Annotated in this window: 21 protein-coding genes; 11 read left to right on the top strand and 10 right to left on the bottom strand. The window is 40.3% G+C overall.

The features are described 5' to 3' along the window. Both J582_RS11535 and recD read left to right on the top strand, forming a co-directional pair. Positions 1 to 3,699, top strand: a complete 3,699-nt coding sequence (locus J582_RS11535) for a UvrD-helicase domain-containing protein (protein ID WP_032047910.1) — start codon at positions 1 to 3, stop codon at positions 3,697 to 3,699. 108 nt (positions 3,700 to 3,807) lie between these two features. Further along, positions 3,808 to 5,559: an exodeoxyribonuclease V subunit alpha gene (recD, locus tag J582_RS11540; protein ID WP_032047912.1), complete on the top strand. Its 1,752-nt coding sequence runs from the start codon at positions 3,808 to 3,810 to the stop codon at positions 5,557 to 5,559. Positions 5,560 to 6,276: 717 nt separating this feature from the next. Here recD and J582_RS11545 read toward each other — a convergent pair. After that, positions 6,277 to 7,575 (bottom strand): serine hydrolase domain-containing protein, encoded by a 1,299-nt coding sequence (locus J582_RS11545; RefSeq protein WP_004710788.1) that lies wholly within the window; start codon positions 7,573 to 7,575, stop codon positions 6,277 to 6,279. Positions 7,576 to 7,787: 212 nt separating this feature from the next. Between J582_RS11545 and rpsO the strand changes: the two genes are divergently transcribed. The 3 genes from rpsO to J582_RS11560 all read left to right on the top strand — a co-directional run bounded on the left by rpsO (position 7,788) and on the right by J582_RS11560 (position 11,698). Beyond that, the gene (gene rpsO, locus J582_RS11550) at positions 7,788 to 8,057 is read left to right on the top strand and encodes a 30S ribosomal protein S15 (RefSeq protein ID WP_032047913.1); all 270 of its coding nucleotides are present in this window, start codon (positions 7,788 to 7,790) and stop codon (positions 8,055 to 8,057) included. 257 nt (positions 8,058 to 8,314) lie between these two features. Continuing rightward, positions 8,315 to 10,402, top strand: coding sequence for a polyribonucleotide nucleotidyltransferase (gene pnp / locus J582_RS11555; RefSeq protein WP_170318156.1), 2,088 nt, complete (start codon positions 8,315 to 8,317; stop codon positions 10,400 to 10,402). Between the two features lie 84 nt (positions 10,403 to 10,486). Further along, a complete protein-coding gene (locus J582_RS11560) occupies positions 10,487 to 11,698 on the top strand; it encodes a magnesium transporter CorA family protein (RefSeq protein ID WP_004710786.1) in 1,212 nt (403 codons plus the stop codon). A gap of 230 nt (positions 11,699 to 11,928) precedes the next feature. Here J582_RS11560 and J582_RS11565 read toward each other — a convergent pair whose 3' ends face one another. The 6 genes from J582_RS11565 to J582_RS11590 all read right to left on the bottom strand — a co-directional run bounded on the left by J582_RS11565 (position 11,929) and on the right by J582_RS11590 (position 19,313). Next, a complete protein-coding gene (locus J582_RS11565; RefSeq protein ID WP_002157040.1) occupies positions 11,929 to 12,258 on the bottom strand; it encodes a chaperone modulator CbpM in 330 nt (109 codons plus the stop codon). Between the two features lie 11 nt (positions 12,259 to 12,269). Next, positions 12,270 to 13,229 (bottom strand): DnaJ C-terminal domain-containing protein, encoded by a 960-nt coding sequence (locus J582_RS11570; protein WP_006580965.1) that lies wholly within the window; start codon positions 13,227 to 13,229, stop codon positions 12,270 to 12,272. Positions 13,230 to 13,378: 149 nt separating this feature from the next. Then, on the bottom strand, positions 13,379 to 13,990 hold the full coding sequence (locus J582_RS11575; RefSeq protein ID WP_031981865.1) for a LysE family translocator: 612 nt from the start codon (positions 13,988 to 13,990) through the stop codon (positions 13,379 to 13,381). 136 nt (positions 13,991 to 14,126) lie between these two features. After that, positions 14,127 to 15,002 carry an Hsp33 family molecular chaperone HslO gene (locus J582_RS11580; protein ID WP_004710781.1) on the bottom strand — a complete coding sequence of 292 codons (876 nt, stop codon included), beginning with the start codon at positions 15,000 to 15,002 and terminating at the stop codon, positions 14,127 to 14,129. Between the two features lie 165 nt (positions 15,003 to 15,167). Further along, positions 15,168 to 17,009, bottom strand: a complete 1,842-nt coding sequence (locus J582_RS11585; RefSeq protein WP_004710778.1) for a monovalent cation:proton antiporter-2 (CPA2) family protein — start codon at positions 17,007 to 17,009, stop codon at positions 15,168 to 15,170. A gap of 75 nt (positions 17,010 to 17,084) precedes the next feature. Then, positions 17,085 to 19,313 carry a primosomal protein N' gene (locus tag J582_RS11590; RefSeq protein WP_016803957.1) on the bottom strand — a complete coding sequence of 743 codons (2,229 nt, stop codon included), beginning with the start codon at positions 19,311 to 19,313 and terminating at the stop codon, positions 17,085 to 17,087. 148 nt (positions 19,314 to 19,461) lie between these two features. Here J582_RS11590 and gspF point away from each other — a divergent pair, with 148 nt between their 5' ends. From gspF to J582_RS11605, 3 genes are all read left to right on the top strand, one after another. Further along, a complete protein-coding gene (gene gspF / locus J582_RS11595; protein ID WP_006582259.1) occupies positions 19,462 to 20,667 on the top strand; it encodes a type II secretion system inner membrane protein GspF in 1,206 nt (401 codons plus the stop codon). A gap of 23 nt (positions 20,668 to 20,690) precedes the next feature. Next, entirely contained in the window at positions 20,691 to 21,206 is a 516-nt protein-coding gene (gene gspG, locus J582_RS11600; RefSeq protein WP_017398156.1) for a type II secretion system major pseudopilin GspG, read from the top strand. Positions 21,207 to 21,471: 265 nt separating this feature from the next. Further along, the gene (locus J582_RS11605; protein ID WP_002156932.1) at positions 21,472 to 21,816 is read left to right on the top strand and encodes a hypothetical protein; all 345 of its coding nucleotides are present in this window, start codon (positions 21,472 to 21,474) and stop codon (positions 21,814 to 21,816) included. A gap of 64 nt (positions 21,817 to 21,880) precedes the next feature. On the opposite strand, the gene J582_RS11610 is transcribed toward J582_RS11605, so the two are convergent. Further along, positions 21,881 to 22,141 (bottom strand): DUF2798 domain-containing protein, encoded by a 261-nt coding sequence (locus J582_RS11610; RefSeq protein WP_032047914.1) that lies wholly within the window; start codon positions 22,139 to 22,141, stop codon positions 21,881 to 21,883. 231 nt (positions 22,142 to 22,372) lie between these two features. Here J582_RS11610 and J582_RS11615 point away from each other — a divergent pair, with 231 nt between their 5' ends. After that, entirely contained in the window at positions 22,373 to 22,711 is a 339-nt protein-coding gene (locus J582_RS11615) for a tRNA-binding protein (RefSeq protein ID WP_032047915.1), read from the top strand. Position 22,712: 1 nt separating this feature from the next. Here J582_RS11615 and lnt read toward each other — a convergent pair whose 3' ends face one another. Beyond that, positions 22,713 to 24,272: an apolipoprotein N-acyltransferase gene (lnt, locus tag J582_RS11620; RefSeq protein ID WP_032047916.1), complete on the bottom strand. Its 1,560-nt coding sequence runs from the start codon at positions 24,270 to 24,272 to the stop codon at positions 22,713 to 22,715. Further along, complete coding sequence (locus J582_RS11625; RefSeq protein WP_004883488.1) at positions 24,269 to 25,108, bottom strand: HlyC/CorC family transporter; 840 nt, start codon at positions 25,106 to 25,108, stop codon at positions 24,269 to 24,271. The genes lnt and J582_RS11625 overlap by 4 nt, the downstream gene beginning before the upstream one ends. A gap of 184 nt (positions 25,109 to 25,292) precedes the next feature. Between J582_RS11625 and tusA the strand changes: the two genes are divergently transcribed. Further along, positions 25,293 to 25,550 (top strand): sulfurtransferase TusA, encoded by a 258-nt coding sequence (tusA, locus tag J582_RS11630; protein WP_002053527.1) that lies wholly within the window; start codon positions 25,293 to 25,295, stop codon positions 25,548 to 25,550. Positions 25,551 to 25,634: 84 nt separating this feature from the next. Then, entirely contained in the window at positions 25,635 to 26,162 is a 528-nt protein-coding gene (locus tag J582_RS11635) for a hypothetical protein (RefSeq protein ID WP_032047917.1), read from the top strand. Positions 26,163 to 26,200: the final 38 nt, after the last annotated feature.

Genomic DNA, 26,200 nt, shown 5'->3' on the forward strand with positions numbered 1-26,200 from the left:
ATGAACTCAAGAGTACAGGTGTCTTATCAACCTATTATTGATATTGAATTTAGTGGACTGCATTTAATTGAGGCTTCGGCGGGTACCGGGAAAACCTATACACTGTCGAGTTTAATGGTTCGTATTTTTCTTGAGAAATATTTACCGGGCCAAGTTATTGCAACAACATTCACCCGTGCTGCCGCTGCCGAGTTAAAAAGCCGAATTCGTGCGCGTTTGGTCGAAACCTACCGTTACTTAGATGCCAAGCGGAGCTTGACTGAAAAAGAGATCCTTTTACAGGCTGAGCAAGAATCTGATTTATTACTCCAACATGTTCTCAAGCATTTTGCGACACGTATTGCCTATGCCTGTGAGCGTTTAAAGCTCGTTATTGATCAGTTAGATGAGCTGTTTGTAGGAACACTCGATAGCTTTAGCCAAAAGTTGTTACGTGAGTTTGCCTTTGAAAGTGGCAAAATTGAACGTGCTCAAATTACCGATGACGCTAAAACCTATAGCCGTCAACTGATTCATGATGTTTTACGTGAATGGATACAGTCTCAGCCTCAAACCGTGATTGATGCATTGTATCTGGCAGGTGAGTTAAAAAGTGTCGACAGTTTTGTCAAACTGGTCGAAGACTCACTGAATTTTAGTTCGGCTCATTTTAAACTTCCCGAAAAGCCTACCATTCAGTTTGAACAGCTTGCTCAGCTCAAACAGTTGGCAGCAGAAATTGATATCAGTCTTCTAGAACCGTATTACTCGCTTGATGGCGAACACTATAAACATGTAAGCGGCACAATATTTCGTAATGGCGCATTTAATAAGTTATTTAGTGAATGTTTGCCACAGTTATTACAGGTTTTAAAGCAAAGCGACAGTATTTTAGTTTTTGATGGGTCTTTAGCGGTACAACGCGAACTCATTTTTAAGTTTTTAGGCCAGCTTGCCGATCAGAAAGTTTTCAAGAAATGTCCTGCCGAAATTTCGGATGGATTTTATCAGCATCCTTGTATTCAGCAGATTCAGCAGTTATTTGCTGTGCTGAAAAACTATGCTGAACAGTTCGATCAGCTTCATATTTATTTAAAAGCCTATTTGTGTGTAGAGGTTAAAAAACGTTTACCACAGGTTTTACAAAACAAGGGCGAGACGACTTTTTCTCAGCAAATTCGCACTTTGTCAGAAGCTTTAAAGGGCGAGCAGGGGCAACGTTTCGCCGTATTTGTGCAGGCTCGATACCCCTTAATTTTGGTTGATGAGTTTCAAGACACCAACCAAGACCAAGATGACATGCTCGCCAGCATTTGGCGTCATCCAGAACGTTACCAAAAAGGTTGCATGATTATGGTGGGTGACCGTAAGCAGGCAATTTACGGTTTCCGTGGTGGGGATATGCTCACCTTCTTGAATGCCTACAAAGATATTCAGGCAAAGCATGGTCGTGAATATAAGTTAATTCATAACCACCGTTCAGTCGCTGACTTGGTTGAAGTGGTTGATGCCTTATTTCAAAGGCAAATCGACTTTGGTGAACAGGTTCAATATGACCCGATTCGGGCAGGGACTCGACCTCATCCAGTTTTAATCGATCAAAACCAGCCTAATCCGCATCCTTTACGTTGGCTCATGCTAAAAGACAAGGAAACGGAAGCACAGCAAGTCGCGTGGAAAATACGTGATTTACTCAATCAGTCACATGCTGGACAACTTTATTTTCAAAAAGATGCGCAGACTCAAACCTTAAATGAAGATGATATTGCGGTCTTGTCTCGTAATCATGATGGCCTTGATAAAGTTCAATTTGAATTAGAACGTTTAGGAATACGAGTTAACCGGCCATCAAAACGAAGTGTTTTTGATTGCACAATTGCTCAGGATGTTGGGGCCTTACTCACAGCGATACTCCATCCTTACGATGAGGCCAAAGTGAAACGAGCTTTGATTAGCCGTTTATTTGCTATGGACCTTAAACAGCTGTTGCAACTCGAACAAACGGCCGAAGGTTTAAGCCAGTTTATGACGGGTTTTGATGCTATTCGTGAGCTTTGGTCAGCTCAGGGCTTTTTAGTAGCATGGCAGCAATGTTTAAACCAATTTGATATTTGGAAAAATCTGGTTGCTGTCCAGAGTAAAGATAATGAGCGAGTTGTGGTGAACTTACGTCATTTGACCGAAATTTTGAGCCAACATAGCGAGAAATATCAGGGTGCGCAAAATCTCTATCATTGGTATCTCAAGCAACTACAGTCCCCGCTTGACCGTGAATGGGAGTTAGAGCGTAGGTTGTCGAGTGAAGCTGGCGTACAGCTCATGACCATTCACCAGTCAAAAGGTCTTGAGTTTAAAATTGTCTTTTTGCTCGGGGCCGACAAGCCATTTCGGGAAAATAACAAGACACTTAACTTCTCGACCCAAGATATAACGGTTCCGGAGTCGGCTCAAACTCAAACACAACGTGTCGTTGCGATTGCCGATAAAACATATTTAAACGAAACCGAACTGAAGCAGCATGAAGAGCGGGCTTTGGCGGAGCAAAACCGTCTTTGGTATGTAGCTTTAACCCGTGCAAGTCATCGTGTTTATGCGCTTTTACAAGATACAGATGGCAAGTCTGTCTCAGGTTTGGCATTTTGGAAAAACAGAGCTGAACCATTCCAGCACCGTTGTTGTACCGATGAAATAATTTTGGAGCAACCACCTGCTGCAAGACATTTAAATCAACACATCAATATTATTGAGATACAGGCACAGCATTTTCCTGATCAGCGCTTTTATTCAAGAGGCAAAACCAGTTTTAGTTATCTGGCACAGCATTTAAGACATAAAGTAGGTACAGATTTACTCGCGAGCCAGAGCCATGAAGCTGTTTTAGCCGAAGATGAACTCGATCAGGTTATTTCTGTTGAGGCGGCCACAGCACAGCCGATTAGCTGGATCAAAAGCAATTTTCCGAGAGGCACACTCGCAGGTAATTTTTTACATGAAATTTTTGAACATATTGATTTTCAATGTTCAGATGAGTGGGTAAGTGAAATACGCCGTCGTTTTAAAAATGACTACAGTAGTTTGTGGCAAGATTTATTAATCAAATACCAAGAAAGCTTTCCCGAAGAACAAGAAGCGGAATATTCGCTTTATCACGCTGTGGCCGAATGGTTGCAAGAGATTCTAAGTACGCCGTTATATCAAGGTTTTCGTTTAAATCAGTTACAGCCAGAGCACTATTTATCAGAGTGTCCTTTTTATTTAGCACTGTCAGATCGTGTGCTAGCCATGAAACGTATTCATCAACTTTTTGCTGAATATGGTATGGAAATGCCAGAGTTATTAGAGGCTCGTTCTGCTCGCTATTTAAATGGTTCGATAGACTTGGTTTATTTTGATGGGCAGCGTTATCACATTGCTGACTATAAGAGTAACTACTTAGGTGAAAACCTTGTTGATTACAGTGTAGAAAGCATTGCACAAAGTATGTCTTTAGCCAGCTATTGGCTACAAGCGGGCCTGTATTTGGTTGCGTTACATCGTTATTTAAAAGTCAAAATGCAGAATTATGATATTGAACAACACTTAGGTGGGGCAACTTATCTTTACTTACGCGGTATGAATGGTGAAGCTGAGCAAGGCTATCATTATTGGCAGCCAAGTACAGAATTTGTTCTACGACTCGATGCTATTTTAGGGTACTTTGCTGAGGATAAAATTGCATAAAAAATGCTGATAAATGATCTAATTTTAGAATTAACAAATACTTGGGGTGTGGATAAGCCTGTCTATAACCATGTGGACAAGCGTGTGGAAAACTAGGTGGATAAGTGTGTGGACAATCTAAACAGCCCTGAACAAAGCGATTTAAGCTGGTTAACGACTTGGAGTACCTTTTTAAATCAAGCCCCGTTTACTGCACAGACACAAGCTCCAGAGGCAGCTTATTTTTTGCAGCAGCTGATTGAAGCGAGCTTGCAGGGTGACAGTTGTATTGAGATTAGCCCAGAGCAAAGAGAAACACTTGGCCAACTGGTGATATCTGCTGAACAAGCAAAGTCTCAAGTTGCCCCTTGTGTCCACGACGGGCAGGGGTTGGCATTATACCGATATTGGAACCTAGAGCAACGTCTAGCTGAGCAAATTCGCCGATTAAAGCAACAACCAATTCAACCTGTTTCATGTGAAGAGCATTTAGACTTATTAACTGATCCTCATCAGCAAGCTGCTTTGCAAATGGTGACTCGGCAGAGCTTAAGTATTATTACAGGTGGACCGGGTACAGGTAAGACTTATACGCTGGCTCGTATTATTGCTGTGCTTAGTCAGGCAATTCCGCATATTCGTGTGGCAATGGCTGCTCCGACGGGTAAAGCTGCACAGCGTATGCAAGAAGCCTTACAAAACTCGTTTAATGATCCCAAACTGCTTGAGTCGGGGCTAATGAGTGATGAGCTAAGAAACCAAAGTACCCAAACTATCCATCGGTTATTAGGTATGGGGCATAGTCAAACTCCACGGTTTAATCAAAAACAGCCGTTGCCTTATGACGTTATTGTGGTGGATGAAGCCTCTATGCTGGATTTAAATCTGGCAACGTTATTATTTGAAGCTGTCCCTGAGTCTTGTCGAATTATTTTATTAGGCGATGCCAACCAGCTTGCTTCAGTAGATGTTGGAGCAGTACTTGCAGATTTACAGCAAATCGAGGCGTTGTCTGAAAACCGTGTTCACCTTCAAACCAGCCGTCGTTTTGCGGAAGGGGCTTTGATTGGTCAGGTTGCCCGATTTATTCAAATGCAAACCAGTCAAATCAACCATGAGCAAGTTTTACAACAATTTGAAGTCGATATTGTTCAAGTTTCAGAGTTACGTTCAATACCTTTAGAAGCCGACATGCCCGATGTGGTTCAGCTTGAATACTTACCCGCAGAGTCATCTCTAGCAATAGAAACTTACTACCAAAAATTGATGGCGGGTTTTCAAGGTTATGCGCAAAGCTTAAAAGCTTATTTACAAGATGATCGATCACTTGAGCATATTGAAAATATCGTTAAGTCATTCGATGACTACCGTATTTTAACGGCAGTTCGTCATGGGCCATTTGGCTTGCAGCAACTTAATCAATATGCCGAACGCTGGTTACAACAACAGCTAGGTATTGTGACTTTAGGAGGATGGTATGTAGGCCGTCCGGTCATGATGACTTATAACGATTACCAGCTTGGTATTTCAAATGGTGACATTGGTTTATGTTTTGAGCATAGAACCCAGCCTCAACAGTTTGAAGTCTATTTCCCAAGTTTAAATAAGTGGGTTGCTGCAAACCGATTACCTAAAAGTATTCAAAGTGCATTTGCTTTAACCATTCACAAATCGCAAGGGTCTGAATTTACACATACTGCTGTTGTTCTCGATCAGGCCGCTAAGAATTTGTTAAGCCAAGAGTTAATTTACACTGCGATTACACGAGCGAAAAAAGTGGTCAGTCTGTTGGTTCATCCAGAGGCTTTATTGCAATCTTTTACAGTTCGTACGACCAGAAAAAGCGGTTTAGTTGAAAAAGTTAATCGGTTAGTTCGTTAAGGCAAACTTAATATTTTTACCCTTGTAAGAAAAAGCTTACATGGATTCGAGATATTTGCTGCTAGAGAACATACCCTGTTTTTGAGATTATAAACGCACAACGAGCTTGGCAAGGAATGTCGGGCAAAATCGCACAATAATAACAACTTAAGTCGAGAGACTGCGAACTTACAATGAAGTAGGTGAATAAAGAGGAAACTTACAGCCGCTAAGCCTTGTAGTTTTGGGAGAGACTACAGGGCTTTTTTATATTTTGAGTTTTTATCACGTTAAATAAATTAAATAACCCCTTGTTTGCGTCGTGCTATTTCTTATTCTGATTATCAATAATTTAACTCAAGCATATTAATATATTTATTTGTAATATGATTCTTAAATGGGCATTTTTCGCGTGAATTGTTAAGTTAAATGTTATACAGAACCGTACGTTATTTAGCTGTTACAGATAAACGCTAAATATTAGACAGACCTGTACGTTTTCGCTTACATGATGATAAGAAAAATACTACTTTTCTTCATAATTGGATATGACAAAATACATCACATAAGGAAATAGAAATAAAAACAACGGAAGTGAGTAAAACGAGAAGAAGGATGTGGAAAGCATCTCACACATAACAATAAGAACAGCGATAAACACGATAAACAAGAACTACAGCGCCAAAAACCCAAGCAGAAATGCTTGGGTTTTTTATTTTAGCGCTAAGTTATTACGATTTAGACTAGATCTGTTTCATGTGAATCGCTACCAAACAATGAGCGACGCTGATCTCTAGGAATTCGTGGGCATTGGCTAGAAATTTGATAGAGCAAGCTGGCTAGAGCCGGAAGGTGAGTGCCTACTACGGACTTTCCAGTGGTTAACAGTGAAACGCTAATATCTCGCTCTGGGTCGGCCCAACATAAAATATTAGAAAAGCCGAGATGACCAAAAGCTTGTCCAGTCATTGGACCAAATAAACCTACTGGATTGCTACCGAGCATGGGACCTAGTGCATAACGCATCGGTATTAATAAGGTTCGGTCAATGTTAACTCCTGTGGTCGGTAGAGTTGCTCTAAAAATTGTTTTCTCACTTAAAATTTGTTTGCCTTGGTAACTTCCTCCACTTAAAAGCATTTCAAAGAAGCGTCCAGCTTGTTCGGCACTGGTATAAATGTTGCCAGCAGGGCAGATGGTATCCATAAAGCGGCTATCATTGGTCACATCTACAGCGAGTTGTAAGCCGCCACCTAGTACATGATTTAAATAATGATCTGTTCCTAAGCGAGGATGTAAACCTGTTGCACAATTGAGTGCAACTTTGGAGCGATACTCTGGCTTCAAACCATAGTTGAAATAAGGCATGTCCATCGGCTTCTCGATGGTCTCATGCACAAATTGGCGAAGGTCTTGCCCTGTGACTCGCTCAATAATTTCACCTAAAATATAACCTGCCGTTACTGCATGATAGGCGAGGTGATTTCCTGCTGGAGAAACAGGTCTTGCTGCATATAGGCGCTTTAAAATTTCATCTTTATCAAAAAGCAGTTCAGGAGTGACTTCTCCATCAACATAAGGAATGCCTCCCCGATGTGCTAACAAATGAAAGATGGTCGCACGGCGCTTCCCATTTACACCATATTCAGGAATGTAATAACTGACGGGGTCAAGTAAGTTGATTTCACCTTTTTCATCTAAAAGATGAATCAACATAGCAGTAATCATTTTGGATGCTGAAAATAAGCAAACAGGAGTATCCGGCGTTGCGATGAGGGCATTATTTTGCAAACCTTCTGGAGAGTTCCCTTGAGCATAGCCAATGCTTCGATTTAATAAAATTTTCCCTTGTCTACGTAAACAAAAAGTAATGAGCGGATAGTTCCCGGTTTTATAGAGCGACTCAATACTCTTCCAGATCTTTTGAACCTGACGTTCACTCATTCCACCTTGTTCAGCAGGTACCTCATCTTTGTGATGAATGACCGATCCAATATCGTCTGGTACTGGACAGGTGTTGGTCGAAAATATTTTCACACGTCCCTCGCGTTTCTTTCTTTTTATTGACGGTCAAGTGTGCAGGGTTCGGATGCGTATGTCAGTGTCTAAAATGACAGGTAACTGAAAACAATTTTGCAATCCATATATAGATACCTTAAAATAGGCAACTTGCTGTAGTGATGCACGGCAGTCAGTTGCGCTCAACTGATTCATATCATTTTATTTTTTAAGCATCTCGGAGAAATCGAATGGCTTTAACTAATGCAGACCGCGCAGAGATCATTGCTAAATTTGCTCGCGCTGAAAACGACACTGGTTCACCAGAAGTACAAGTAGCTTTATTGACTGCTCAAATCAATGATTTACAAGGTCACTTTAAAGCTCACAAACACGACCACCATAGCCGTCGCGGTTTGATCCGTATGGTTAACCAACGTCGTAAATTACTTGACTACTTAAATGGTAAAGACCACGAGCGTTACACTGCTTTGATCGATGCTTTAGGTCTACGTCGTTAATTCGATTTTGCTTTGTTTTCGGTTTATCGCATGTTGCTATGCTTTGTTTCTGGAAAGAAAGTTTCGCCTAATCAACCGTTAGGCGATTTATAGAAGGGGCGCTTGTGCGCTCCTTCTTTGCGTTTAATATTATTTAAAATTTTTGGTCTAGTGTGATGGCTTCTAAGCTTTGTCATTTATCTACCAATAGTTGTAGTCTGAATGCCAAACCTTAGGGGTCTCACTAGAATAAAATTAGGAAAATACAATACATGTCAATGTTTAACATCGTTCGTAAAGAATTCCAGTTCGGTCAACATCAAGTCGTTTTAGAAACGGGTCGCGTTGCACGTCAAGCAAATACAGTTTTAATTACAATGGGCGGCGTAACTGTTTTAGTTGCGGTTGTTGCTCAATCTAAAGCAAAAGCGGGTCAAGACTTTTTCCCGTTAACAGTTAACTATCAAGAAAAACAATATGCAGCTGGTCGTATCCCTGGTGGTTACGGTAAGCGTGAAGGCCGTGCTTCTGAAGCTGAAACTTTAATTTCACGTCTTATTGACCGTCCAATTCGTCCATTGTTCCCAGAAGGTTACTTCAACGAAATTCAAGTAACAGCAACAGTTGTTTCTTCTGACAAAACTATGGAAGCTGATATTGCTGCAATGTTAGGTACTTCTGCTGCATTAGCAATTGCAGGTACACCATTCCGTGGCCCAATCGGTGCAGCTCGTGTTGGTTTAATTAATGGCGAATATGTTTTAAACCCGAATTTTGAACAAATGGCTCAGTCTGACCTTGACCTTGTGGTTGCTGGTACAGAAGCGGCTGTATTAATGGTTGAATCTGAAGCAAAAGAACTTTCAGAAGATCAAATGCTTGGTGCTGTGCTTTTCGGTCATGACGAAATGCAAATCGCGATTCAAGCAATTAAAGAATTTGCTGCTGCTGCCGGTGCAGTGGAATCAACTTGGGTTGCTCCAGCTAAAAATGAAACACTTCGTGAGCAATTAAAAGCAGCTTTCGAAGCTAAAATTTCTGAAGCGTATACGATTGCGGTTAAACAAGATCGTTATGCAGCATTAGATGCACTTTATGCAGAAGCTGTAGCTCAGTTCGTTCCTGAAAATGACGAAACTGGTCTTGCTGACGAAGTAAACGAATTATTTGAAGACCTTAAATACCGTACAGTACGTGACAACATCTTGTCTGGTAAGCCACGTATTGATGGTCGTGATACTAAAACTGTTCGTGCGATCGACGTTCAAGTTGGCGTATTAGACCGTGCACACGGTTCTGCATTATTTACACGTGGTGAAACTCAGGCGTTAGTAACAACAACATTGGGTAATACTCGTGATGCGTTAATGGTTGATACGCTTTCTGGCACTAAAACTGACAACTTCATGTTGCACTACAACTTCCCTGCATACTCTGTAGGTGAAACAGGTCGTGAGTCTGGTCCTAAACGTCGTGAAATTGGTCATGGTCGTTTAGCACGTCGTGGTGTTCAAGCTGTTCTTCCTGCTGCTGACCGCTTCCCATACGTTATTCGTATTGTATCTGACATTACTGAATCTAACGGTTCATCTTCAATGGCTTCTGTATGTGGTGCGTCATTATCTCTTATGGATGCAGGTGTTCCACTTAAAGCGCCAGTTGCGGGTATCGCAATGGGCTTAGTGAAAGAAGGCGATCGTTTTGCGGTACTTTCAGACATCTTAGGTGACGAAGACCACCTTGGTGACATGGACTTTAAAGTAGCAGGTTCTGCAAACGGTATTACTGCACTTCAAATGGACATCAAGATCGAAGGTATTACTGAAGAAATTATGGAAGTTGCGTTAAACCAAGCATTTGCTGGTCGTATGCACATCCTTAATGAAATGAACAAAGTAATTTCACGCGCTCGTCCTGAAATTTCAATGCATGCTCCAACATTTGAAGTAATTACTATTAATCCGGACAAAATCCGTGATGTAATTGGTAAAGGTGGTGCAACTATCCGTCAAATTACTGAAGAAACTAAAGCTGCTATTGATATTGAAGATAACGGTACAGTTCGCGTATTTGGTGAAACTAAAGCTGCTGCTAAAGCTGCAATTGCAAAAATCCAAGCGATTACTGCTGAAGTTGAACCAGGTAAAATCTACGACGGTAAAGTTATCCGTATTGTAGAATTTGGTGCATTCGTAAACATTATGCCAGGTACTGATGGTCTTCTTCATATTTCGCAAATCTCTAATGAGCGTATTGCGAACGTAACTGATGTTCTTAAAGAAGGTCAGGAAGTGAAAGTACAAGTTGCTGATGTTGACAACCGTGGTCGTATCAAATTGACTATGAAAGATATTGAGCAAGCATAATTGCTTAACTCACTAAAAAAGTCCGCTTGATGCGGGCTTTTTTTATGGCATGATGCAAGTAACACACAAATAGATCGACGTGGTATGCAGGTTTATTATTTTTATCGTCATCAAAAGGATGGCTATGTTTTTTTGAGCCGAGAAAAGCACACTGAACATGTTCTGGAATTTTTCTGGATTGATAGTGTGAGATCTGACGTTGTTAACCATAATGAAGAGTGGCAACAAAAAATTCAGCAGCTTTCAGATGTCGCAATTAATGAATTTCATATGCGAGATATTGCCAATATCGAGCACCCCTGTGCCTTTGATACGCTTGAAGAATATGACCTGCTCATTTTCAAAAAGCTTGTTACACCTGATGATGAAATTAAAAATGGAGAAACACATGAGAGTGTGTTTGGCTTAGCTACCACGCCAATTAGTTTTATTTTTACCCCTAAAGTTCTGATTAGTGTACGTGAGCAGGGCAACAAGTCGATTGAAAATTATATTCAGCGTCTTGAAAATATTTTATGTAAAACCTTAGAAGAACAAAATAAAACCCGTAAGTTGCCTAATTCGCCTGTAGATTTATGTTTACGTCTGCTCAATAGCATGGTGGATGGTTATCTTGATATTCGTTCGCCTTTAACCAGAAGGGTCGAGCACTGGCAACAACAACTATTACAGGGCAATCGTCGTTTTAAACAATGGCATCAACTGTTTCATGAAAACATGGCCTTTCAGCAGGTCGAAAACTTGTGTGAAGAACAAATCGAAACCCTACAAGAGTTTCGGGATGAAATTGTAGAAAATTATCATCATGTGATTGGTGAGCGTACGCATAGTTCTCAAGATCTTCTGTTAGTTCGTTTGAATGATTTAATGAGTCATGTAGAACGTATTCAAAAACATACTTTACGCTTACGGAGTGCGATTCAATCGGCAATAGATTTGCATTTCTCAGCGATTGCAAACCAGACCAATGAAAATATGCGTATTCTTGCCATTATTACCGCTGTATTTGCACCACTTACGCTTTTAACTGGTATTTACGGAATGAACTTTGAGTTTATTCCGGGGCTTAAGTCGCCAGTGGGTTTCTGGATTATGCTCGGTGTCATGTTGCTCAGTACGGTTTTATTGTTGTACTACTTCTATAGACAGCATTTAGTGGGGCGTGGTGAGAAAAGCGTTATTGATTTATTGGCTCAGCAGCACCGCCAAGAGCGTATGAATTTGTTCTGGTTTTTGGAATATGAGCCGATTAAGCAGACTTTGAAGGAAGTGGAGAAAATTACTCGGTTGAAGTAATAGGAATTTTCAAAGATCAGTAAAGTTGATTTGTTAGTACTGCCTCAAATATATGGATTAATTAGATATTTTTTGTATAGGCATATCCTTACTTTTGACTGGGCAAAAGTAACAAAACCCCTTTATTGGACTGACGGTACATCCATGTTACCGCAGTCCAAAAGGCGGCATCCATGCCGCCCATCACGTTAGTTCATACCTACTTTAAAGATTATTTAGAAGAAAAAATCTTAATGAAAATGCTTCAACTGTTTTCTAAGTTGTTGCACTTCATCAATCAAATCTAACATCACCGCAACTGCTGCCAAACTTGCATCAAAGTCACGTTGCAAACGATACGCTTTACGAGCACGAATAACATCTTCACCCAAAAACTGATGTTTTTCAGGTGGAGTATCAATCGCTAAAATATCGTACTCAATGAGCTCTAGAATCCAGTCCGGGCTTTGACCACAGGCTTGAGCAAATTGTTGCAGATCAAATGTACATTGTTCATCAACGACTTCAGCACTAAAGGTGTGGCCGTCACATACAATTTCTCGATAATGGATGGTTGTCATGATCTTGCTCCCTAATGAGATGAACGAGGTTCGAATGAAGCAAAGGCTTCTGCCAATTGCTGATAGGCTTCTTTTTCTTTTTCAGAATGCACAGGTGGGAATACAATATTTAAAATTAAATAAAGATGGCCTGGCGTTTTATTTGGTATCCCTTTGTCTTTTAAACGTAGCTGTTGTCCTTGTTTTGCATTTTTTGGTAAATTGACATGTAAAGGTCCTGCAGGTGTTTTTACTTCAATACCTTGACCTAATGCGGCCTCCCATGGCGCTACATCTACAGTTAAATATACATCACTGCCTTCTACATGAACACGATTTGTATCTTTATATTGAATCTCGATATAAAGATCGCCATTGGCACCACCATTAATGCCACTTTGTCCTTGTCCGCTTAGACGAATTTGTTGGCCTTCCTTCATCCCTTTAGGTATTTTCACCTGTAGGGTTTTGCGCTGTACCTCAGGCTCACCATAAACATTCACAGTCGGAATTTGCAAGGTAATCTGTTGTGTTGACCCATGATAGGCAATATCAAGATCGACCTCAATGCTGGCATGTTGATCTTCACCCCGATAACTACGTTGTTGTCTTTGATATTGTTGTTGTCCACCGCCGAAGCCTGCACCAAAACGACCAAATAGGTCTTCAAAACCGCTAAAGTCAGCTTGTTCACCGCCGCCTGAGAAGCCTTGACGATAAAAGCGTGCGCCATCAAATCCACCTTGAGCTGCACCTTGGCCAAAGCCGTTGAAACCTTGTGGGTGGTCTAACATTTGGTCATATTCAGCCTTTTTTTCGGCATTGCTTAAGGTGTCGTAGGCAACATTAATCGCCTGCATCTTTTCTTCTGCATCTTTTTCTTTGCTGATATCAGGATGATATTTACGAGCTAATTTGCGATATGCTTTTTTAATTTCATCAGCAGAGGCATCTCGTTTAACCCCTAATTCTTCATAATAATTTTTTGCCATAATGTTTTATCACGATGGTGTTGTTTATTTCATTATGAAACAATTTTTAAGGCTTTCAATGAGCTAGATTGTATAAGAGTTGTTCTCTTACAAAAATGGGAGACTAGGTGGAAGAGACATAAGTCAATTAGGACTATGCCTCTAATTCTTTATATGAAAGTTTGATATAAACCGTATAGGGCAATTAATAAAAGCAATAGGCCGCATAAGCCGAGTATTTTAGGGTATAAGTGGCTGTTAGAAAGGCGACGGAAGAATACATAAACTAAAGATAGGGTTAAAAAATCTAAAACAATCCATGTCAGTGTAAGAAGGGTCAAACTGAAATTTAGGTTAGGTGAAATAGAGACAAATTGAGGAAAGAAAGCCGAAAAGAAAATAATATCTTTAGGGTTTGAAATACCCACTAAAAAGCCTTTTTTAAAACCACCATTTTGGGCAGAAACGGTTTGTATTGCTTCCGGATGAGGGGCTTGGATGACTTCTTTGAGAATATTAAATCCTAAATAGCCAATATAGAGACAACCTAAAACACGAATAATATTTAAATAGCTTTCATTAATACCGAGTACTCCTTTAAGTACGAGTACCGAAATAAAAATTAAAACCAGTGAGGCGAGATTTGTACCAAAAATGGTTTCCAGTGCTTTTTTATATCCGCCTTTTAGTCCGGCGCTTGCCACCAAAATCATGACAGGGCCAGGGGTCGCAATCATAATAATGACACTGAAAATAAAGAGAAAATAATCAAAATAATTCATGAAATATAAGCATCTTATTTATTGGGTTATAAAGTAAGCTCATATTAACTGATTTAAAATAACATGCTGAAAATTCTCATCAAAAATTATAGATAAATAAAAAGGCGGTTTGACCGCCTTTTTATAAATTAAGGGATTAACTCAAGTGTTCACCAAATAAACCCAATGCTTCTTCGGCAGTGAATTCATAACGAGTATTACAGAACTGGCAATCCATTTGAATCGGGTTTTGTGCTTCCAGTGTTTCATGAACAGCATCAACACCAATTTGAATGAGTGCTTTAGCACAGCGCTCTTTAGAGCAAGTACAGCCAAATTTTAAGTGTTCAACTTCTGGCAAGCGTACTTCTTCTTCATTATAAAGACGATACAAAATTTCATTCGCTGAAAGCTCAGTTAGTTCTTCAGGCTTGAGCGTTTCAGTCAGCATGGTTAAACGTGGCCATAGGTCTTCATCAACCAGTTTTTGCTCTTCTTCATCATGACGAGGTAATAACTGAATGAGTAAACCACCAGAACGTTTAGCTGTACTTGCCAATACAATACGAGTTGGAATTTGAGCAGATAAATCATAATACTGCATCAAACAACCCGCTAGATTTGTTTGGTCAAGAGGTACGATCCCTTGATAACGCTCACCATGCTCAGGTTCGATGTTAATAAATAAAATTGGATTAACTAAAGCACCAAGGACTGTACTGCTGTCAGTTGCTTCAACAAAACGTGGATCTGTTTCGTAGTCTGCTAAAGCGCGAACTTCGCCTAAATGGTTACATTCAGCCATAGCCCATTTAAAAGAGCCGCTAGCCTGGATTTGCAAGCTGATACGGCCTTTGATTTTTAAAGTACTTGCAAGTAATGCAGTCGCGCTCAACATCTCGCCTAGTAGAATTTTAACCGCAGGCATGTAGTCGCGTTGAGCTAAAATAGTTTGTAATGCTTCTTCTAGATGAACTACTTCACCGCGAACAGGAAAGTCCTCTATATAAAAGCGTTGGCGTAAATCAGACATAATATTCTCCAGGGCCCTAAGCAGATTATAACAACTTCGGTTTAATCAAGCTTAGGGAATGCAGCGTGGCTGCAAGCAGGACATCGGTAACTCTTGTACCGATTGTCGCAATCATTTAGGCAATGTGAATAAGTCCTTAATATAGCCATTTTACGAAATCTCAAGTTATTCTTCGTGATCTCGTGTAATGTCGATACGATTTGGTTGTAAATGACGCTTTAAATTCACGTCATGTCTTGATGTGGCTTGCTGTGCATCGCTTTCAAAGAGATGTTCAAGTTCAGCCAGCGCATTACGATGAGTTTCAAAAACCTTTTGTTCATCGGTATAAATGCTTTGCTGCTGAATGAGTAATTTCTCATCATAATCTCGAAAGATTTCGATATTGTTATAGGCTTGTTCATCGGAAATACCAAGTTCGCGTAAAGCGCGATAAGCCATACCTAATGATGATAAATAGGTTTCACGCCAAATATGTTCAACACCTAAGTCTCTTAATAGATGTACATGATGTCGGTCACGTGCACGTGCTAGTAACTTTATGTGTGGATAGTTCAATCTTAAATGCCGTGCAACGTTCATAGAGTCTTCGACATCGTCTATTGCGAGAATAAATACTTGGGCTTTTTCAATGCCTGCCGAGCGAAGTAAGTCAGGTTGGGTGACATCTCCATAGTAGAGTTTACCGCCGTATCGACGCACAAAGTCCACTTGGTGAAGGTTGTTGTCGATGGCAGTAAAGCCTAAGTGCTGCAAACGGGCAATACGCGCAATAATTTGTCCAAAGCGACCAAACCCAGCAATGATAATTGGATTATCTTGTTGCGGAATTTCATCATATTCAGGTGGGCGTTCTTTATTAAACAAAGGAATGATTTTAGTTGCCATAATCCAGTAAATGACTGGGGTAAGGACCATCGACAACGTCACAATCAGGGTAACAGGTTCTAATAAAGCATCAGTCAAAACTTTTTCACTTTTGGCAAGGCTTAAAATGACAAATGCAAATTCACCACCTTGCGCTAAACATGTTCCAAGCAGCAGGCTATTGTTCCAACTATATTTTTTATAGCGGGCAATAGCGGTCAACACGAGGGTTTTTATAACGAGTAAGCCAATCGCTCCGCCAATAATGAGCCAAGGCATTTCAATAAATAAAGACAGTTGTGTGGTCATGCCCACAGTCATAAAGAACAAACCAAGTAATAGCCCTTTAAACGGAGCAATACTTGCTTCAAGTTCATGACGAAATTCTGAGTCGGCTAAAAGCACCCCAGTAAGAAAAGCGCCTAGTGTCGTGCTAATTCCTAAAGTGTCCATAAGTAGCACAACAGCGAGAATAATAAATAACCCCACTGCGGTAATCAGTTCGGTCGCACCACTTTTTGCGACAAAACGAAAAAATGGACGCATCACATAACGACTAAATAGGAATAGTCCACTAAATGTTGCGATGATGGCAGCAAAATAAGCAATACCATGATGGGTAGATTCGGTTCCTGCCAAGAGGGGAATGACTGCTAGTAAAGGTATTGCTGCAATATCTTGGAACAGTAAAATTGAAAATGATTGTTGGCCATAAGTCGTATTGAGCTGTTGTTTTTCAGACAGAAGCTGTAATACAAAAGCCGTAGAAGATAGCGCAAGCGCAAAACCAATCACAAAGCTCGCAGCGAGGTGTTGTTGAAATAGCAGGAATATGGTGAGCATGAGAATTATGCCCGTAATCACCACTTGCAAACTTCCCATCACGAAAATAGAGTCACGCATTTCCCATAAGCGCTGTGGACGTAACTCTAAGCCAATCAGGAACATAAGTAAGATGACCCCAAACTCAGCCAATTCCATAATGGCTTCAGGGTCATGGGCAATATTTAAAACACTTGGGCCAAGAAGTATGCCCGTAAATAAATAACCTAAAACTGTTGCAATCCCCAAGCGTTTACCCAAAGGGACTAAAATCAGAGAAGCTCCAAGAAAAATAGTTGCTTGCAGTAGGAATGACATTCATTACCCCGAATGTATTGATCTTTTTAAGTGTAAAGCCAAAAAGGTTTCTTCACACCATGATATTCAAGTCATCTAACTAAATTCTTGCGGATCAACATCAATAGAGAGTCTGAGTTGATGCTGTCTTTGCGCATGGACCAACTGAGCCCACCATTGTCTTAAGTAAAAATGCAGACGAGCGCGGTCAGCAGACAAAATCACCATATGGGCGCGGTAACGTCCCGCTTTACGTTCCATTGGCGCGGGAATTGGCCCCCAGATATCAACAATATCACCTGCAATTTGACGAAGTTGCTCGGCAGCTTCATTTAAAAAATGCAAGGTATAATCGCGATCTTTCGATTCAGCGCGTATTAGTACGGCATAGCGATAAGGCGGCAGTAATGCAACTTTACGTTCAGCCAATGTTTGCTTTGCGACTGCCCGATAATCTTTTTCAATAAGCGTGGTCAATAAAGGGTGATCTGGCCTTAAAGTCTGTAAATAAACATGACCTTTATGTTCTCCACGACCTGCACGACCAGCCACTTGTACAATCAATTGAGCAGTACGCTCTGGCGCTCGTATATCGACACTCAATAAACCTGCATCAATATCTAAAATAGCAACCAAGGTCACATGCGGAAAATGGTGACCTTTTGCCAACATTTGCGTACCAAGCAAAATCGAAGGTTTATTTTGCTGAATGCGATCATAAATTTTTTGCCAGCTACCGACTCGGCTGGTGCTGTCACGATCGACCCGAATCACATCATGATCTGGAAATAATTCTTGTAAATGCTCTTCAACCTTGGCTGTGCCAGCACCTAAAGTTTTTAAACTCTTCTGCTGACATTCAGGGCAGTGGTCTGGCAAGCGATGAACCGTGCCGCAGTGGTGACAATGTAAATAAGAATAAGGCTGAGTGTGCAACGTAAAATGCGCATCACAATGCGGACAATTCGCTTGCCAACCACAACTTTCACAGACCAGAACAGGTGCATAACCACGTCGGTTTAAAAAAATTAAAACCTGTTCTTTTCTTGCTAGGGTATTTTTAATTTGCTCGATTAAAGGCTGGCTAATTCCATGCTGTTTTTTGACAATTTTAAGATCAATCAAATGCATTTTTGGTAAAAGCGCATGGCCTGCACGTTGGTTCAGCTGAAGTGCAGTTAACTTGCCAGTTTCGACTAAGTGATAGCTATCAATGCTTGGGGTTGCTGAACCTAAAAGAACAGGACAGCCTTGTAAATGTCCGCGGTAAAGCGCGACATCACGCGCATGGTAACGAAAGCCTTCTTGTTGTTTATAAGACAGATCGTGCTCTTCATCTAAAATGATAAGGCCCAAACGTGGCAGCGGGGTATAAATGGCTGAACGTGTTCCTAAAATAATAGAGGCTTTTCCAGTCTGTGCCTGTTGCCATGCTTGTAAGCGCTTCGAGTCATTTAAGCCCGAATGTAATAAAGCAATGTCGCAGTTAAAACGAGACTTAAAGCGCGAAATGGTTTGAGGGGTTAAACCAATTTCAGGAACTAACACCAATACTTGCTTACCTTGCTTTAGCACTTCATGCATGATGTGCAGGTAAACTTCAGTTTTACCACTTCCCGTTAAACCATCTAACAAAAACGCTTGATATTGATGCTGTGCATTAAGGACGTGCTGAGTTGCTTTCTTTTGGTCTTCATTAAGCGTGAGTGGCATTTGAGCCAATTGTACGGGTGCTGGGCTAAAGTCATGTGGCTCAAGCGTACAGTCTACCAGTCCTTTCTTTTGCAGTGCTTTAAGTGTCGCAGTTTCTACACCACTCAAATTAAGAATATTTTCTGTAGTTCCGGCAGGGTGTAATTTTAAAATTTGATAAGCGTCTTGTTGTTTGATTGAGCGTTTTAGCAGAGCTTCAACATTGTCACATGGAATGATTTTCCATAAATGAAATAACACATCCATGGGTTTGCCCTGACGCAATAACGCAGGTAAAGCAGTTTGCATCACCTCACCAATCGGAAATTGGTAATATTGTGCTGACCATGTCAATAAATTTAAAACTTGTTCATCTAAAATAGGCTCATCATCTAAAAGTTCAGAAATGGCTTTAAGCTGAAAGTTACCTGTAAATGATTCTTGTGGGTCAACTTTTTCAGTAATGATACCAATCAGGTTTTGCCGTCCAAATGAAATTGCGACGCGTGAGCCTACTTGAGCCCGTTCATATTGTACTTTGGTGAGTGTATAGTCAAAAGTGTCGTACAGATGCACAGGTACGGCAACACGCACACGATAAACAACTGAATCAGGCTTTGGCGTTATGGTCATAGAGGCTCATTTCGTCAATTTTAAAAAACGGCATAGCGTCGTGAAGAGGACTTGGGTATTCTACACAGGCTATAGAATGAATATGAATGATTGCGTAGCATAGATGCAACAGCAGCGACTATTATTTTTGGAAAATTAGAACATTACCATGCCTGCATATCAATTTACTGCTATTGATGCTTCAGGGAAGCAGCAAAAGGGGGTGCTTGAAGGAGACTCAGCACGTCAGATTCGCCAACAATTACGCGATAAAGCATGGACTCCGATTAGCGTTGACCCTGTTGAACAAAAAGATAAGCATCAAAGCCACGGGTTATTCCAGAAAAAGTTTAGTGCTTATGATTTAGCACTGATGACCAGACAACTCTCCGTTTTGGTTGCTGCTGCAATTCCTCTAGAAGAAGCTTTACGCGCCGTGAGCAGACAAAGTGAAAAAGCACATGTACAAAATCTTTTACTCTCGGTTCGTTCAAGAGTATTAGAAGGGCACTCACTTGCGCAAGGCATGCAACAGTCAGGTCGTTTTCCTGACCTTTATATTGCAACGGTTGCAGCAGGTGAGCGTTCAGGTCATTTAGATCTCATTTTAGATCAGCTATCAGACTACACTGAGAACCGTTTTGCCATGCAAAAGAAAGTTCAAGGTGCCATGATTTACCCGATCATTTTAATGCTGATGTCATTTGGTATTGTGATGGGATTAATGACCTATGTGGTTCCAGAGATTGTAAAAACCTTCGATCAAAGCAAAGATGCCTTACCATGGATTACAGTCGCTTTAATGAAAGCGAGTGATTTTATTCGCCATGCGTGGGTCTTTATCATCCTTTTTGCTGTTATAGGCATTGTTGCATTTGTACGGTTTTTAAAAACAACGGCTGGTCATTATGCTTTTGATCGCTTAACACTCAAATTGCCATTATTCGGTAAACTGTCTCGTGGTATTAATGCTGCACGCTTTGCCAGTACTTTATCTATTTTGACTCGTTCGGGTGTGCCGTTGGTGGATGCTCTAAAAATTGGTGCTGCTGTGACCAATAACTGGGTCATCCGTGACTCTATTGCCCATGCTGCTGAGCGTGTTACCGAAGGTGGTAACTTGGGTACGCAATTGGAGCGCAGTGGTTATTTCCCACCAATGATGGTACAAATGATTCGAAGTGGTGAGGCATCAGGTGAGCTTGACCGTATGCTGGAACGTGCATCAACTATGCAAGACCGTGAGGTGACGACATTTATTTCAACCTTATTGGCATTACTTGAACCGCTTATGCTGGTATTAATGGCAAGCATTGTGTTGGTTATTGTAATTGCGGTTATGCTGCCAATCGTAAATATGAACAATATGATTTAATAACTTTGATATTAGAGATAATGATGAAGATGGTCATGAAACAAAAAGAGCACGTTAAGGATGCTCAAAAAACCTCAAGCGTAGCTTTCAGACTTTCGGCACGTTCGAGCGGTGCTCGAATCAAACGTGCCTCAGGCTTTACCCTTATTGAAGTCATGGTCGTGATTGTTATTTTAGGTGTGTTGGCGGCTTTAATTGTGCCGAACGTCATGGGTCGTAGTGAAAAAGCTAAAATCGATACCACTCAAATTACGTTGAAGGGGGTAGCGGGTGCTTTAGATCAGTACAAGCTCGATAACGGGCATTTCCCAACCATGCAAGAAGGTGGTTTAGATGCCCTCATTAACCAGCCTGCTACCGCAAAAAACTGGATGCCAGGTGGTTATGTGAAAGGTGGTTACCCTAAAGACAGTTGGAAAAATGATATTCAATATGTCATTCCTGGAAAAGATGGCCATCCTTTTGACCTATATTCATTTGGTGCAGACGGTAAAGAAGGTGGTGAAGGTAACGATGCCGATATTTATTACCAGCCTTAATTAAAATGTAAGAGAGATTATCGATTTGTTTAAAAAGATAAAACGATAATCCGAATTGATAATCTTTCTTAATCACAAAAATATAATAAATAATTGAAAATAAAATAATAAAGTTAATGTTTAATTTTGAGATTTAAAATAAGAATTATTCCCATATTTAATAGTTACAAGAAAGTTAAAATATAAGAGAAAATAAGCTATATATTTAAATAAAAGCTTTGCATAATAAATAAAAATCACTTTATAAACTTACAGGAGAGATTAAATGAAAGCATTTCTCGTACTTGATGAACTAAACCAGTTTCATTGGGCGATGCTTAAGTCTGTCCTATTGATTTTAGCTTTATTACCAATTGCTGAAGTTTCATTAAAACTATGGCTGAGTACAGAAGGTAGCAGCCAAATCATGATTGGCTTCTTTGCATTAAGTATTGTCAGTGCGTGGTTAATGGTGAGCTTCTTTACGGCATTAAAAGCGAGTGTATGGCAAGCTAAACAGATCTCTTCTAAATATGAGCAATTAGTTTTTAAAGCTTATCGTTATGTACCCATGGTCTTTTTATCAAGCTTAGTTGCTTATTTATCTCTGGAATTATCAATCGCTTTTTAATGATATTTTAAAACCAAATTTTTAAATAAAACGTAGATGCAGTATCTACGTTTTATTTTTTTGTTTAAGCAGGCTCAACCAATCGTGCTGTGATTTTACGAACGACAGGTAAGACTAAAAGCAGCGTTGGAAAAGCAATCAGCCACGAAATGACCCATGCGGACATCCAGACATTTATAGAAAAGTCTTCTAGTCCTAAACTTCGTAAAGTGCTGACCATGGACACTACAAAAGTCATAATGATGGATAGAAGAAAAGGTAAAACAATAGCTGTATAACGACTTGGAAGTTTCTTAAAATTATAGAAAGTTTTTTGGTTTTCCATTTTGACTCCGTAAACCAACAAACGCCCGCGCCATTCAAAATATAAAAATATTTTGAATAAATAGCTCCAAGCCTTGTTGGAGGTATGTTGGAACGTTGATTGACGTAAACGTTTACGGCTTTTGAATCAGCGGACTTAATTTAACATGGAATTTTCAAATTAAATATAAATAATTTATTTTTTTATATTGTGTATTTTTGATTTGAAGATTTAAGAATATGAGAAATACAAGTGGAACAGATCGATTGGAATGATTTTTTAAAAGTAGAACTTCGCGTTGGTAAAATTATTCAAGCTGAGGTTTTTGAAAAAGCGCGTAAACCTGCCTATATTTTGCATGTAGATTTTGGTGAAGAGTTAGGGGTACGTAAATCGAGTGCTCAGATTACTAAACTTTATCAACCACAAGATTTGATTGGTAAATTAGTGGTTGCTGTCGTGAATTTTCCTAAGAAACAAATTGGTCCTATTCAGTCAGAATGCTTAGTGACAGGGTTTCATAACGCAGATGGGGATGTTGCACTTTGTATCCCAGAGTTTGAAGTTCCTCTGGGTACAAAGCTATTATAACTTAGCGACGTGATTTAAAAGACACATCAACTTGACGTGGACGATAGATCCAACCTAAAACCAGCAGTAATACCGCAAATCCTAAAATTGGATAATCACCTAAACGGTTATAGAGAGTTTGGCCTTGCATGGCAGGTAAATCGCCTCTCAAGACAAATTCTTTATCGAGCGGTGCTTTTTCAGTGATATGACCATTTTGATCGATAAACGCTGTTACACCTGTGTTGGTTGCACGAATAAACCAGCGACCATTTTCTTTTGCACGCATCTGCACCATTTGTAAATGTTGCCATGGGCCAGCAGTACCTGTAAACCAAGCATCATTAGATACAGTCACCAAGAAGTCGCTGTCTTCTGCATTACGGCGTGTCAGGTTTGGATATGCCACTTCATAACAAATTGCAGCCGCAAGCGCATGCCCTTTAATTAAAAGTGGTTTCTGGTTGCTCTCGCCACGTGTAAAACCGCTCATGCTAATGTCATTTTGCATGGCAGGTAAAACCCATGACAGTAAACCTGACAATGGAATATATTCGCCAAACGGCACAAGACGCTGTTTTTTATAGAGACCGCTTGAGTCGCTACCAGAAGCCATAATGCTGTTGTAATACTGAGGACTACCAACTTGATGTGATTTCGCGACATCCCAATAAGGAATGCCAGTTACCCAAGCTGTATGGTTCTTTTTCGCTTGCGCATCCATGGCATCCAAAAACGGTTCAATGTCGGTTTGGAAGAGCGGAATTGAAGACTCAGGCCATACAATTAAGTCACGGCCCCATTCAGATTGAGTCAAACCTGCATAAATTTCTAATGTTCTAACTTGATATTCAGTTAGCCATTTTAAATCTTGTGGAATGTTACCTTGAATGAGCGAAACGCTCAGTGGTTTAGTCGCTTTAGGTTTTACAAACTGAATATATGATGCTCCCCATGCGCCCAAAACCAATAGGGCAGCAGGGATAACCCAGAAAATACGTTTACGTAGAACTTCGACTAAAGCACACGCTAGTACAATTGCCACGAAGGAAATTGCATAAATACCAAATAGCGGCGCATAACCATCGAGTAGGCGTTCGGTAAAAGCGTACCCTACAAATAGCCACGGGAAACCCGTAAATACCCATGTTTTAGCCCACTCAAAAACAATCCAGAGAGGTGCGAAAGTCAGGGGTGTTTCTGGGAAGAAACGTCGATAAACCCAAGTTTGAAATGCTGTAAATAAGCCCATCACAAGAGCCATAACAGCAATCATACATACGCTTAGAAACGCATTGGTATCGCCGTATACATGGATAGACGTGTAGAGCCAAAAAGCTCCTACAAACCATAAACCAAAACCATAGCTCCAGCCAATCGCAAAAGCCTGTTTGGCTGAGCGTTTATGCAATGTTGCATAGAGTAGGGCAGGAGACAAAATTGCCAGCCACCACCAATAATAAGGTGCCAGTGCAAAACTAAACACAGCACCTGAAAATAAAGCAATGAGCAATGGAAAAATTAAAGGAAGCTGTTTTTGTTGTTGCGAAGAATCTAACAGCTTTTCAAAGTATGCTCTCATTGACGTACAGCTCGAATCAGATGAATAGTGCGGGCATCTGCTTCAACAATCGTAAATAACCACTTTCCAAGTTCAACAGTCTGACCTTGTAAATCACTGACTAAACCAATTTCTTGAAGCAATAAACCGCCGACAGTTTCTACTTCATCGTCAGAAAAATCAGCATCTAAAACAGTGTTGAAGTGTTCAATTGGTGTAAGTGCTTGCACCATCCATGCATTCGCTACAGTGTGGTCACTATCTGGAACAATGTACTGTGCATCTTCATCAGCAGTATCATGTTCGTCTTCAATTTCACCCACGATCTCTTCAAGAATATCTTCAAGCGTAACAAGCCCTGCCGTTGAACCATATTCATCAATCACAATCGCGATATGGGTCTGGGTATGCTTAAGCATACGAAGAACTTGATCTGAACGAGCGCTTTCAGGCACAAATAATGGCTGGCGCATAAGCGAGCCAATATCTAATTTGGTATTTGGTTCAGTCAAAAATGGCAGTAAATCTTTTGCCAGTAATATACCGACAACATTATCGGGTTGGTCAGCCGAGAAAACTGGAAAACGTGAGTGAGCAGACTCAACCAATACATGAAGAATATCAAGTAACTGATCATCTTCTTGCATACTGATCATTGCTGTTCGCGGCGTCATGACTTCACGAATTTTTGTAGCAGGAAGGTCAAGAACACCTTCTAGCATGGCAACAGTATCAGGTTCTAAAAAACGACGTGAATTTTGGACTAGTTTTAATAATTCATCTCGGGTTTCGGGCGCTGTACCTAACCACTTTCGTAAGCCTCGCATTCCCCACGACGGACTCGGTTCCTCTTGCATGATCTTTCCTAAAGACTCAATGTATCAAATGAATACAATGATCATACCGAAGAAAAGGCCCTTATGCATCTATAAAACAAAGTAAAAGACAAAACACATATTGTTATGTAAACACCAGTTACAGTTCATAAGTCCGTGATCGGTTTATGCTAAAATGTGAAAATTCTATTTGTTCGAGTTAGTTATGTCAGAACAACCTATTTCACCTACTGTACAACTCAATACACGTGGTTTACGTTGTCCGGAACCTGTCATGATGTTGCATCAAGCCATTCGTAAATCTAAATCTGGAGACGTGGTTGAGGTCTTCGCAACAGACAATTCGACTTCGTGGGATATACCTAAATTTTGTATGCACTTGGGTCACGAATTGCTTTTGCAAGAAGAACGCTTAGATGAAAATGGTCATAAAGAATTTCATTACTTGGTGAAAAAGGGCTAAAGCAAATATTTAAAGCTTTAGCTCCATGTTCTTGAATCTAATAAAAATTAAAACAGTGAATACACTTCATTTCAGGACGTAAAGATGAAAAGTTCTCATCTATGCTTAGGGTTTGCTGCTTGCGCCTTATTTAGTTCAATCGCATATGCAAAAACCTGTGAAACTCCTATACAAACTATGAATGTCGCAGGTTTAAAGGTTGGGCAAAATATTCGTGAGTTTCAAAAGCTTCACCCTACAGTAAAACAAGTGGTGTTAGGAGGAGATAGTTACCATTTAGAGTTTGCCGATGGGGTTGATCCCCAGATCAAAAAAACAGGCGTCACTGGAATTGGTCATATTGCTTATGATCTAGATACCGGAATGATCACTTCCTTTAGTTTGAGTTTTCTTAATGGCCCTATGGCAAGTTATGAGACGGACTTAGATCTTTTTAAAAGTAGAATTCTTAACAAATTTAAGGTTCCCCAAAAAGGTTGGGTGCAAAAGGATAATAAATATATCTATCAATGTGATGATTATCGAATTGAGATTCATCAGGACTATGGTGCTGCACATACAGCCATTGGGCCAACAGTTATGGTATTTGGTAAAAAATCGAAGATATTCTAATAAAAAAACTCCCCTCAAATGAGGGGAGTTTTTTAAGG

The sequence above is a fragment of the Acinetobacter sp. 1566109 genome, assembly GCF_000582255.1.
Classification (GTDB): Bacteria; Pseudomonadota; Gammaproteobacteria; order Pseudomonadales; family Moraxellaceae; genus Acinetobacter; species Acinetobacter nosocomialis.

Excerpts from the sequence above, each read along its gene's own strand:
- J582_RS11535 (WP_032047910.1), top strand. The coding sequence starts at position 1 with ATGAACTCAAGAGTACAGGTGTCTTATCAACCTATTATTGATATTGAA.
- J582_RS11560 (WP_004710786.1), top strand. The coding sequence starts at position 10,487 with ATGCAGGTTTATTATTTTTATCGTCATCAAAAGGATGGCTATGTTTTT.
- J582_RS11635 (WP_032047917.1), top strand. The coding sequence starts at position 25,635 with ATGAAAAGTTCTCATCTATGCTTAGGGTTTGCTGCTTGCGCCTTATTT.
- J582_RS11625 (WP_004883488.1), bottom strand. The coding sequence starts at position 25,108 with ATGCAAGAGGAACCGAGTCCGTCGTGGGGAATGCGAGGCTTACGAAAG.
- J582_RS11565 (WP_002157040.1), bottom strand. The coding sequence starts at position 12,258 with ATGACAACCATCCATTATCGAGAAATTGTATGTGACGGCCACACCTTT.
- gspF (WP_006582259.1), top strand. The coding sequence starts at position 19,462 with ATGCCTGCATATCAATTTACTGCTATTGATGCTTCAGGGAAGCAGCAA.
- gspG (WP_017398156.1), top strand. The coding sequence starts at position 20,691 with ATGAAGATGGTCATGAAACAAAAAGAGCACGTTAAGGATGCTCAAAAA.
- J582_RS11570 (WP_006580965.1), bottom strand. The coding sequence starts at position 13,229 with ATGGCAAAAAATTATTATGAAGAATTAGGGGTTAAACGAGATGCCTCT.
- pnp (WP_170318156.1), top strand. The coding sequence starts at position 8,315 with ATGTTTAACATCGTTCGTAAAGAATTCCAGTTCGGTCAACATCAAGTC.
- tusA (WP_002053527.1), top strand. The coding sequence starts at position 25,293 with ATGTCAGAACAACCTATTTCACCTACTGTACAACTCAATACACGTGGT.
- J582_RS11585 (WP_004710778.1), bottom strand. The coding sequence starts at position 17,009 with ATGTCATTCCTACTGCAAGCAACTATTTTTCTTGGAGCTTCTCTGATT.
- rpsO (WP_032047913.1), top strand. The coding sequence starts at position 7,788 with ATGGCTTTAACTAATGCAGACCGCGCAGAGATCATTGCTAAATTTGCT.
- lnt (WP_032047916.1), bottom strand. The coding sequence starts at position 24,272 with ATGAGAGCATACTTTGAAAAGCTGTTAGATTCTTCGCAACAACAAAAA.
- J582_RS11580 (WP_004710781.1), bottom strand. The coding sequence starts at position 15,002 with ATGTCTGATTTACGCCAACGCTTTTATATAGAGGACTTTCCTGTTCGC.
- J582_RS11590 (WP_016803957.1), bottom strand. The coding sequence starts at position 19,313 with ATGACCATAACGCCAAAGCCTGATTCAGTTGTTTATCGTGTGCGTGTT.
- J582_RS11575 (WP_031981865.1), bottom strand. The coding sequence starts at position 13,990 with ATGAATTATTTTGATTATTTTCTCTTTATTTTCAGTGTCATTATTATG.
- J582_RS11610 (WP_032047914.1), bottom strand. The coding sequence starts at position 22,141 with ATGGAAAACCAAAAAACTTTCTATAATTTTAAGAAACTTCCAAGTCGT.
- J582_RS11605 (WP_002156932.1), top strand. The coding sequence starts at position 21,472 with ATGAAAGCATTTCTCGTACTTGATGAACTAAACCAGTTTCATTGGGCG.